The organism is Bradyrhizobium sp. (genome assembly GCF_049581145.1).
GTDB lineage: Bacteria > Pseudomonadota > Alphaproteobacteria > Rhizobiales > Xanthobacteraceae > Bradyrhizobium.
In genome coordinates this window covers 1-10,587 of sequence record NZ_JBAURI010000092.1, presented here as the reverse complement: position 1 = coordinate 10,587, position 10,587 = coordinate 1, and the positions used below count along the sequence as shown (strand labels likewise).

12 protein-coding genes are annotated in these 10,587 nt (G+C 61.4%); 8 read left to right on the top strand and 4 right to left on the bottom strand.

The annotated features are described in order from the left end of the window. Nucleotides 1-327 precede the first annotated feature (327 nt). From WCB02_RS02850 to WCB02_RS02835, 4 genes are all read right to left on the bottom strand, one after another. Nucleotides 328-1,365 (bottom strand): ABC transporter permease, encoded by a 1,038-nt coding sequence (locus WCB02_RS02850; protein WP_423956159.1) that lies wholly within the window; start codon nt 1,363-1,365, stop codon nt 328-330. A 10-nt stretch (nt 1,366-1,375) separates the two neighbouring features. Beyond that, on the bottom strand, nt 1,376-2,878 hold the full coding sequence (locus tag WCB02_RS02845) for a sugar ABC transporter ATP-binding protein (RefSeq protein WP_423956156.1): 1,503 nt from the start codon (nt 2,876-2,878) through the stop codon (nt 1,376-1,378). A 6-nt stretch (nt 2,879-2,884) separates the two neighbouring features. Next, nucleotides 2,885-3,907, bottom strand: coding sequence for a sugar ABC transporter substrate-binding protein (locus tag WCB02_RS02840; RefSeq protein WP_423956154.1), 1,023 nt, complete (start codon nt 3,905-3,907; stop codon nt 2,885-2,887). 94 nt (nt 3,908-4,001) lie between these two features. Further along, on the bottom strand, nt 4,002-4,439 hold the full coding sequence (locus tag WCB02_RS02835) for a globin (protein WP_423956152.1): 438 nt from the start codon (nt 4,437-4,439) through the stop codon (nt 4,002-4,004). Here WCB02_RS02835 and WCB02_RS02830 point away from each other — a divergent pair. From WCB02_RS02830 to WCB02_RS02795, 8 genes are all read left to right on the top strand, one after another. Next, the gene (locus WCB02_RS02830) at nt 4,329-4,562 is read left to right on the top strand and encodes a hypothetical protein (RefSeq protein WP_423956162.1); all 234 of its coding nucleotides are present in this window, start codon (nt 4,329-4,331) and stop codon (nt 4,560-4,562) included. The genes WCB02_RS02835 and WCB02_RS02830 overlap by 111 nt on opposite strands. A 370-nt stretch (nt 4,563-4,932) precedes the next feature. Continuing rightward, nucleotides 4,933-5,319, top strand: coding sequence for a DUF2946 family protein (locus WCB02_RS02825; protein WP_423956150.1), 387 nt, complete (start codon nt 4,933-4,935; stop codon nt 5,317-5,319). A gap of 335 nt (nt 5,320-5,654) precedes the next feature. Next, nucleotides 5,655-6,617, top strand: coding sequence for a copper homeostasis membrane protein CopD (gene copD, locus WCB02_RS02820; RefSeq protein ID WP_423956148.1), 963 nt, complete (start codon nt 5,655-5,657; stop codon nt 6,615-6,617). Nucleotides 6,618-6,655: 38 nt separating this feature from the next. Then, nucleotides 6,656-7,192, top strand: coding sequence for a copper chaperone PCu(A)C (locus WCB02_RS02815; protein WP_423956145.1), 537 nt, complete (start codon nt 6,656-6,658; stop codon nt 7,190-7,192). A gap of 160 nt (nt 7,193-7,352) precedes the next feature. Next, nucleotides 7,353-7,526, top strand: coding sequence for a hypothetical protein (locus WCB02_RS02810; protein WP_423956143.1), 174 nt, complete (start codon nt 7,353-7,355; stop codon nt 7,524-7,526). Nucleotides 7,527-7,723: 197 nt separating this feature from the next. After that, entirely contained in the window at nt 7,724-9,037 is a 1,314-nt protein-coding gene (proS, locus tag WCB02_RS02805) for a proline--tRNA ligase (RefSeq protein ID WP_423956141.1), read from the top strand. Between the two features lie 64 nt (nt 9,038-9,101). Next, a complete protein-coding gene (locus WCB02_RS02800; protein ID WP_423956139.1) occupies nt 9,102-9,299 on the top strand; it encodes a hypothetical protein in 198 nt (65 codons plus the stop codon). Further along, complete coding sequence (locus WCB02_RS02795; RefSeq protein WP_423956137.1) at nt 9,284-10,576, top strand: lipoprotein-releasing ABC transporter permease subunit; 1,293 nt, start codon at nt 9,284-9,286, stop codon at nt 10,574-10,576. The genes WCB02_RS02800 and WCB02_RS02795 overlap by 16 nt, the downstream gene beginning before the upstream one ends. Nucleotides 10,577-10,587 lie beyond the last annotated feature (11 nt).

Sequence of the window (10,587 nt, the reverse complement as noted above, 5' to 3'; positions counted from 1 at the left end):
ACTATGATCCTATCAAGAAGAAGGCCGATATCGGATCGAATTTCCTGGAGCGGGATTGATTGCGTGTTTAGCCTGAAGTTTGCGCCTGCATTTTGCCGAAAGCCAAATCTGTTGAGTCGCTTAGGTCGAAAATCGCGCCGGGAAAGTGTCCATGTAGATATGCACAGATCCGCGAATTTGTGATTCGATTCTGCAGCTGCTTCGTCCAACTAGCGCAGCGAGGCCTGTGTCCAGTAGCGGAAACCTCTAATTTCAAAATTCGGAATCCGATCAGGCAGTTGTGCGTTTTGACGGCGCAAACTTCGGTTTAGCCGGTGAAAGGCGGGACTATTCGACGGTCCTTGCCCGCAACCTCTGCGCATAGACGTTGATCACCAGGGCTGCGAGCAGGATCAGGCCGCGGATCAGGATCTTCAGGAAGCTGTCGATGTTGATGTGATCGAGGCCATTATTGAGAACGCCGAGCACGAAGAGGCCGACGATGGTGTTGCCGATGCCGCCGCGGCCGCCGAACAGGCTGGTGCCGCCCACCACGACGGCGGCGATCGAATCCAGGAGATAGGTGTCGAATTCGTTCTGTTGCGCGCTGCCGAAATGCGCGACGCCCAGCATGCCCCCGATTCCCGAGCAAACAGCGGCGATCACCATCACGCTGCCGAGGATCAGATTGACGTTGAGCCCGGAATATTCGGCTGCCTCCCGATTGCCGCCGACCATGTAGACGTAGCGGCCGAAGCGGGTGTAGGTGAGTACCAGATGGCCGCCAAGCAGCATCACGGCGGCGACGATGACGATCCAGGGCACTCCGCCGATCGACGACGATCCGAGCGTCGTCACAAGGTTTGGCACCTTGTAGGCGATCTGCCCGCGCACGAGCAGGGCGGAGATGCCGGACGCGATCTGCATCATTGCGAGCGTCATGATGAACGAGGGGATGCCGATCAGCGTGAGGCCGAGTGCGTTGACGAGACCGAGCAGCGCGCACAGCACAAGCGCCAGCAGGATCGCTGCCCATCCAGCCATCGGGAAGTTGGCAATGTTGACGTATGACTCCTGCTGGGTGAAATAGGCCACCGCGATCCCCGTAACATTGGCGACGCTCGCAATCGAAAGATCGATCTCGGCGCAGAGAATGACGAAGGTCAGCCCGACTGCGATAATGCCGGTAACCGACACCTGGGTCAGGATGTTGGCGACATTGTCGATGGTCGCAAAGGATGGGCTCGTGGCGACAAAGAAGCCGGTGAGGAAGATCAGCGTCAGGAACGGTGCGATATTGCGCATCTGGGAGCGCAACATGGCACCGATCCTCTGAGACCGCTTCCGATCCGCCGCAGGGACTGTCGCGCCTTCACTGCTCGCCATCGGCGTCTCCTCAGGCCGCTTCCAGGAGGCGATCCTTGCTGATCGCCTCATTGCTGAATTCGCGGGCCACGACGCCGCGCTTGAGCACGATGATTCGATCGGCGAGCGACAGCACCGTTTCCGGCTCGGTGGACAGCACGATGATGGCAAGCCCCCGCTGGCGCAGATCGCGGATGATATGGATGACGTCGTTCTTGGCGCCTACATCCATGCCGCGTGTCGGCTCGCACAGCACGAAGAGACGCGGCGGATAGCTGAGCCACTTCGCAAGCGCCACTTTCTGTTGATTGCCGCCGGACAGCATCCCGAGATCGAGTTCGACCGCCGCAGGCCTGATCTGCAGTTGTTCGACCTGTCGCCAGGCGATCTCGCGTTCTCGGGAGGGTCTGAGAAAGAGGGATGAAATCCGATCGAGGATGGTAATCGAGACATTCTTGTAGACGGGCTCCTGATGAAACAGCATCGCCCTCCGGCTCTCGGGCACAAAGGCGATTCCGGCGCGCCGGGCGTCGGCCGTGCTGCCGAAGGCCGTTTGCTTGCCCGCAATCTTGAGCGCGCCCTGATCCGGCTTGAGCTTGCCGAAGAGAATCCGGGCCAGTTCGAGCTGGCCGCATCCCATGAAGCCATAGATGCCAAGGACTTCGCCCGCGCGGACCGCGAATGAAACGTCCTGCAGCGCGCGCGCAAGCGAGAGTTGGCTGGTCTCCAGCACCACCGGGTGATCACTGGGCGGCGGCAGCATGATGTCGTCCGTGTACGTCTCCTCCAGCGCCTCGTTGCCCCTGCCGATCATCGCCTCGATCAGGGCGGTCTTGCTGGTCGCAACGGCGGCCGCCTCGGCGACCTTCCTGCCGTTGCGGAACACCGTCACCGTATCCGAGACACGCAGGATGTCTTCGATGAAATGCGAGATGAAGATGATCGAGGTGCCCTCGTCCCGCAGCCTGCGCAAGGTCGAAAACAGCCGCTCCACCTCCGGCGGGGAAAGCGCCGAGGTCGGCTCGTCGAGAATGATGATGCGGGCGCCCGAGAACAGCACGCGCGCGATCTCGATCAGTTGCTGCAGGCCGATCGGCAGGTCTCCCAATCGCGATGCCGGGTCGACCGCGATGCCGAATCGGCCGAGCAGCTCGCCGGCCTCGCGGCTCATGCGCCGCCATTGCAACAGCCCGAAGCGGTTGGTCGGCTGGTTGCCGAGAAACACGTTCTCGGCGACCGACAGCTCGGGCGCGACGCTGAGTTCCTGATGCACCATGGCAATCCCTGCCGCGCGCGCGTCACGCGTCGAGCGGAACCGGGTGTCGTTCCCATCCAGCATGAACCGGCCGGAGAATTCCGGATGCACGCCGGCGATGATCTTCATCAGCGTGCTCTTTCCTGCGCCGTTTTCGCCGACGAGACCATGGATCTCGCCGGCCGAGAGCGCGAAGTCTATTCCACAAAGCGCCTCGACGCCGCCGAAGGCCTTCGTGATGCCCTGCAGTTCGAGAAGAGGTGAGCGGCCTTGCGGCATGACGGATCAAATCAGGAAGTGATCTTCCATCCACTGCATGCCGGCCGCATTTGCCTTTGTGACGACCGGACCATCCGTCACGACGCTCTTCGGAATGCCCGTCCCGCTCTTTTCGCCCGCGGTCACGGCTGCGACGCCTGCGACGATCGCGCCGCCATGGATGCGGCACGACGGGTTGCGCACAGTGGCAAACATGCGGCCTTCGCTCACAGCTTGGATTGCCGGCGGCATGGCGTCGACGCCTCCGATCAGGATGTTGGTGCGGTTGTGCGCCTTCATGATGTTGTAGGCAGCAAGCGCCATGTCGTCATTATGGAAGAAAGCCGCGTCGATCTGCGGGTATTTCGTGAGATAGGTTTCCCATAGCCGGGCGGTCTTCGAGACGTCCCAATCGGCGGGCTGGGTATCGAGGACTTCGACGTTTGGATACTGCTTGATCACCGAATTGAAGCCCTTGGCGCGCCCTTGCGCGCCGGTATGGCCGAGCGCGCCCTGTGTCATGATCATCTTGCCCTTGCCGCCGATGGCATTGACAAGCGCCTGCGTGACGGAAGCGCCCATGAACTCGTTGTCGGGGGCGAGGAACGAATGAACGTTGATCTGGTCGAGCGGGGCGATCAAGGTGTCCATGTCGATGACGGGAATGCCGGCATCGATCATCTTCTGCACCGGCTGAGTCAGCGTGCCGATACCGAATGCCTGGATCGCGACAAAATCCCATTTCTGCGAAGCCATGTTGTCGATGGCCGTGCGCTGTTTCACGGCGTCGAGTTGGCCGTCGAACCAGGTGACGTCGACGTTGAAGAGCTTGCCCCACCATTCGGCCGCCTGCTTGCCCTGGGCGCACCACGTTGCCTGCAGGCCGGCGTTGGAGAACGCGGCCTTCAGTGGCTTTTCCGAGCGTCCGACTTCTGCCGCAGAGGTCGGACTCGCGCCCAGCCCCCCGAGCACAGCCGTGGCGGCGCCAGCTATTGCGGCCGTCTGCAGAAGATCGCGCCTGGTCATTGAGGATTTGTCAGTCCCGGACATCGTTCGCTCCCTGGCTATCATTGCTTTTGGCCAACGGCGTCATTGCATGCGCCGCGGAGACGGCAGTGTCTCATAATCGTGTTGTCTGCGCCACCTATTGGGACAAGCTCTTGCCGACGAGGGGATCTTGGATGTTGCTGTGCAAGATGAGCGCTTCGATCTCGGCCAGCAGTTTTCGCCACGCATCTTCAATATCGACGGACCAATCGGCTCCGAGCAGTTCGCGCAATGTCGCTTTGATTACGCTGAAGAACGCAACGAACAGGTCGCGCGGCGTGCCGTAAGCGTCATGCGAGAGGGCCTCGCATTCGATCAGGCGAAACGGTCCGCTGCGTTCGCCGGCATAATCCAGGATCGCCTCGATCGTCAGCGCCAGCATCGATCCCTTGACGAGGTCCGAGCCTTCGGTGCGAAACATGGCGTGCGTTTCGGGATGTTCGCGGAACAGACGGCGATAGACCTGCGGTGTCAGATCGTCGCAACGCGAGGCCGCCAATTCGAAGCTGTGTTGGATATTGTTGCTGCCGGTCATTTCGCGGGCACCGTGCACCACGCTCGCGCCATGCTGCGGATGATCTTGCGAAAAAAAGAGCAGGGCACCAAGCCCTGCTCGAGAAATTGTGTCGACCCTGTTGATCCCGCAATTTGGATTTGATCTTGATTGGCGGGGTGACGCTGCTTCTGCGCGCCAGGGGCTCCTCCCGAGACTTGGACCACCAGACTTTGCCCTTCGGCCAGCCTGAGCCCGGATTCGTAGACGATCTTTCGCCTCTTGTCATCATTTTCGGCAACGATTGTTCAAACTTCGAGCAATTTGCGAAATGATCGGAAATTGGCCCCTCCGGAATGCATCTGTATGCATAGCATTACCATAAGGTATTATGATAGTGTGGTTGGGGTAACGATAAGCCCACTTATTTTGCAGCGCTTCCTGAGAATTTCACCGGTTTCCGGTCAATTCCTTGATGGGATCCGGTGCGGCCTCGACTTCCGACGCCGCCAGTGATTAGTTCCGGCATTAGCAGATGGCTTTGCTGATGCGGCACTACTTACAAAAACTTCTTCCGATCATCCTGATCGCACTGATGGTGCAGATTCTCGCACCTATCGGCGCGTGCTGGGCCGCGGCCATCGCCGCCTCCGACCCCTTGCAGACGTTCGAGATTTGCCGCAGCAATCCAGCTGCGAATCCTTCGCAGTCTGATCGGGGCAGCCAGCATCATCATGATGGCACCTGCTCGGCGTGCTGCGCGGCACAAGCCGGTGCGTCGTTCGATACGCCGCAAGCGGTTGTTGTCGCGCAGCCCTATCGCACGGCCGCGCGCGCAGTCTGGCCGGATCGGGTCGCGGGCCTCCGCACAGCGCGAAGCGGTTCCAATTCCCAAGCGCGCGGGCCGCCGCTGTCGATGTGAAGAACGGCGGCAACCCGCCGCTTCGTGCATTTTCACAGTTTGGCGGTTGCGGAGATTTCCATGTCTACCCTTCTCTTGCGCGCGAGTCCGCGGGAACTCGTTGCTGTCTTCGTTCCTCTCACGGCAAGCAGCGCCCGCCAAACCGTCGCAAACCGCCATCGGCGTGACTTCTCCGCCGACTTTTCGAAACGGATCGCCGAGGATTTAACGAGCTTGCTGGGCTCGACCGAAACCACAAGCGACGTCGAAGGGGCTGTCGGTCGACGCACAGACGACCAGCGGCAGTTTCTCGTTCGAAGCAAGTCCGCAGGGCGACCGATGACCAGAGAAGACCGATGAACTGGTTCGGCGCGGAGATTGACGGTCCGATCATCGTCGCGCGTGCGATCCACTTCACCGCGTCCGCGATGATTGCGGGCGGCTTGGTGTTTCGCTCAACCGTCGCCGACCCAGCCTTGCGTTCCGAGCCGAAAGCAAGCGGTATCGTGGAATCGCAGATTCGCCGGATGGTGTGGATCTGCCTGCCGATAGCGGTGCTCAGCGGACTGGCCTGGGTGCTGGTGTTGACGATGTCGCTGAGCGACGAGGGGCTCGGGGAAGCCGTGACTTCGGGAGCGCTGCGGGATGTCCTCGGCTTGACGCAGTTCGGATGGATGTCGCAGATCCGGTTTGCGCTCGCGGTCGGGCTGGCAGTCTCTCTCGTCTTCGACCGCTCGGCGCCGTGGCGTTGGCTTGCTTTGGGCCTGGCCGTCGGCTTGATGGCATCGATGGCCTGGACCGGACATGCCGCATCCACCGCGCACGCGTTGGGTTATCTGCAGCTGGCCGCCGATACCCTGCATCTCTGCGCTGCGGCGGCCTGGATCGGCGGCCTGATCCCGCTCGCCCTTCTGCTCCATGCCGCACGACGATACGACGTCCTGGGGTGGGCCGCGCTCGAACGCGATGCGATCAGTCGTTTTTCCTCGCTCGGCATCGCCTGCGTCGCAGCCTTGATCCTGTCGGGACTGATCAACAGCTGGATCCTGGTCGGTTCATTTCGCGGCTTGATCCTGACCGCCTATGGCTGGGTCCTGATGCTGAAGCTGATCGTCTTCGCGGTCATGGTCGCGCTCGCCGCGGTGAACCGGCTGAGCTTGATGCCGGAGATGGCGTTGCCGTCGGGGAGCGAGCGGCGACGTCAGGCGCGGCGGCGACTGACGCGCAATACGGTCATCGAAATTGCCTTGGGGGTTCTGGTCTTTGCCATCGTAGGGCTGCTCGGGACCCTGCATCCGGCGGCTCATCTCGTCAACTAGCGCTGAACTAGAACTAGAATGTGAAAAAGGAGGAAGTCATGCACATCAGGATTGTCAGGCTTGCATCGATCGTTGCGTTGGCGGGCTGTCTCCTGGCGGCGCCTTGGGCGCGTGCCAATGACGTCAAGGCCGGCGATCTCGTCATCAGCCAGGCCTGGAGTCGCGCTACGCCGAAGGGCGCGAAAATTGGCGGCGGCTATCTCACTATCGAGAACAAGGGCAGCGCGCCGGACCGGTTGATCGGCTGTTCATCCGACATGGCCGGCAGTGTTCAGGTCCATGAAATGACCATGATCAATGGCGTGATGAAAATGCGTCCGCTCGACAATGGGTTGACGATCGATCCGGGCAGGTCCGTCAAGCTGGCCCCCGGTGGCTATCATCTGATGCTGATGGATCTGAGGGGACCGCTGAAGCAGGGCGACAAGCTGCCGGTCACGCTCGAGTTCGAGAGGGCTGGCAAGGTACAGGTCTCGCTCGACGTCGCCTCCGTCGGCGCGCAGGCGCCGGCGACCGGCGCCGATTCGGGTGGTTCGATGCAGATGAAGAAGATGTCTCCCGACATGAAGATGTGAGACGGGCCGTGCCGAGGATCGGCTGCTCGCTGCTATTTGTCGGGCTCGCCATGCTGGCGAGCCCGCTGCCGGCGGCGACCACGCCGCCGATGATCCATATTCACTGAGAAGGCGATGTTCAGGTCCTGATTTTCGCCCGGCGCGTCGGACCGATGGTTTCGTGCTGCAACTGACGTCCGGCGACGCGACCTTGCTCACGGCGAAGGAAGCAACCCAGGGTCCTGAGCCCGTCCTGACGCTTCCGTCCGCCGGCCGTTGGCATATCCGCATCAATGCCATGACGCTGTTCCGGACGATCTCGCTGCAGGATGATTTTGACGTGCCGACCCAATGACCTCGATCAATGTTCCGAATCGGCCTGTCACGACGGGCGGGGGAAAGCTGCCGTCGCCCCGGATTTCGACGGGAAAATGGCAGGAAGTCCGATGACTTAGCGGCTTTTTCCAAGGTCCGCCCCTTGTCTTTTGCCGCGTGATCCGCTTTCACTGGCGCCAGCCCGCGTTTCCAAACGATTCCGTCAAGGCTCATCGCATGCGATTGTCTCGGTTCTTTCTGCCCATCCTGAAAGAGAATCCGAAAGAGGCGGAAATCGTGTCGCATCGTCTGATGCTGCGCGCCGGAATGCTGCGGCAGGAGGCGGCCGGCATCTATGCCTGGCTGCCGCTGGGCTTTCGGGTGCTGAAGAAGATCGAGCAGATCGTGCGCGAGGAGCAGAATCGCGCGGGCGCCCTGGAGTTGCTGATGCCGACGCTGCAGCTTGCGGAGCTTTGGCGCGAGAGCGGGCGCTATGATGCCTACGGTCCCGAAATGCTGCGGATCTCCGACCGCCACAAGCGCGAGCTATTATACGGGCCGACCAACGAGGAAATGATCACCGAGATTTTCCGCGCCTACGTGAAGTCGTACCGCAGCCTGCCGCTCAACCTCTATCACATCCAGTGGAAGTTTCGCGACGAGCAGCGTCCGCGATTCGGCGTCATGCGGGGCCGCGAATTCCTGATGAAGGACGCCTATTCCTTCGACATCGACGAAGCGGCGGCGCGGCGCTCCTATAACAGGATGTTCGTCGCCTATCTGCGCACGTTTGCGCGGATGGGACTGAAGGCGATCCCGATGCGCGCCGAGACGGGACCGATCGGCGGCGACCTCAGTCATGAATTCATCGTGCTCGCGGAGACCGGCGAGTCCGCTGTGTATTGTGACCGCGGCGTGCTCGACCTGCCGATTCCCGCCGACGATGTCGATTACGACGGCGATCTGTCGCCGATCATCAAGCAATGGACCTCGGTCTATGCCGCGACCGAGGACGTCCACGATGCCGCGCGCTTCGAGCGCGAGGTCTCCGCGGAAAAGAAACTGCATACCAGGGGTATCGAGGTCGGCCAGATCTTCTACTTCGGCACCAAGTACTCCGATTCGATGAAAGCATTGGTTGCGGGTCCCGACGGCGCCGACGTTCCGATCCATGGCGGCTCCTATGGGGTTGGCGTCTCGCGTCTGGTCGGCGCCATCATCGAGGCCTGCCACGACGATGCCGGCATCAAATGGCCGGAGGCGGTCGCGCCGTTCAGGGCGGTCATTCTCAACCTGAAGCAGGGGGCCGACGATACGGATGCGGCTTGCGAAAGGCTCTATCGCGAGCTCGTGGCCAAGGGCGTGGAGGTGCTCTACGATGACACCGACCAGCGCGCCGGCGCCAAGTTCGCCGCCGCCGACCTGATCGGCGTTCCCTGGCAGATCATGGTCGGGCCGAAGGGCCTCGCCGATGGCAAGGTCGAGATCAAACGGCGCAGCGACGGCACGCGTGAGAACGTATCGCTCGGCGATCTCGTATCACGTTTCTAGCATCGGCATTGGAGCCCGCCCCTTCAGATCGACCAATGGCGTCGCCCGATGTGGAGCCTCTCGCTTGCGATCGGCCGGCATCGCCAAGCGTGAGGAAAACTATTGGATTAATTGGCCGATCCTGCTTTACCGCACTATGATTGCGTGGAATCCAAAAGGATTCGCGCAAATCCTCAAGACCGGCCCAACAGCTCAGGCGAAGCCATTGATGGCACAGAAAAAACCAAATCGTGGGATGAGCGAGCGATGGATGAAACTGTGAACGAACCGATCCATACCGCACCGTTTGCGCCCTTCGAATGGATGCTCTCCGGCCGCTACTTGCGGGCGCGCCGCAGGGAAGGATTCATCTCGGTCATCGCCGGATTTTCGTTCCTCGGAATCATGCTGGGCGTGGCGACGCTGATCATCGTCATGGCCGTGATGAACGGGTTTCGCAAGGAGCTCTTGGACAAGATTCTCGGCCTCAACGGCCACATTCTGGTGCAACCGCTGGAATCGCCGCTCACCGACTGGAAGGACGTTGCCGACCGCATCAGCCAGGTGCGGGGCGTGCGGCTCGCCGCGCCTGTCGTGGATGGCCAGGGGCTCGGCTCTTCGCCGTTCAACGCCACCGGCGTCTTCATTCGCGGCATCCGCGCCGACGATCTGAACAATCTCACCTCGATCGCCAAGAACATCAAACAGGGAACGCTGGAAGGTTTTGACGAAGGGCAGGGGGTCGCTATCGGCCGCAGGCTTGCCGACCAGTTGTCGCTGCATGCGGGCGACAGCATCACACTGGTGTCTCCGAAGGGGGCGGTGACCCCGATGGGCGTGACGCCGCGTATCAAGCCCTACAAGGTGGCGGCGGTGTTCGAGATCGGCATGTCGGAATACGATTCGACGTTCGTCTTCATGCCGCTGGCCGAGGCGCAGGCCTATTTCAACCGCGTCAGCGACCGCGGCAGCGACGTCTCCGCGATCGAGGTCTTCACCACCGACCCCGACCGCATCGATTCGTTCCGCAAGTCGATCACCGAAGCCGCGGGCCGTCCTGTGTTCCTGGTCGACTGGCGACAGCGCAACTCGACCTTCTTCAACGCCCTGCAGGTCGAGCGCAACGTGATGTTCCTGATCCTGACCATGATCGTGCTCGTCGCGGCGCTGAACATCATTTCCGGCCTGATCATGCTGGTAAAGGACAAGGGCAGCGACATCGCGATCCTGCGCACCATGGGTGCCTCGCAGGGATCGATCATGCGGATATTCCTGATCACCGGGGCCGCGATCGGCGTGGTCGGGACGCTGACCGGCTTCGTGGTCGGGCTGCTGATCTGCCTCAACATCGAATCGATCCGGGAATTCCTGTCCTGGCTGACCAGCACCGAATTGTTTTCGCCGGAGCTCTACTTCCTCTCCAAGCTGCCGGCGGAGGTCGACTTCGGCGAGACCACGGCGGTCGTGATCATGTCGCTGACCTTGTCGTTCCTCGCCACACTGTATCCATCATGGCGCGCCGCTCGCCTCGACCCCGTCGAAGCGCTCCGGTACGAGTGAGGGGCTGATGG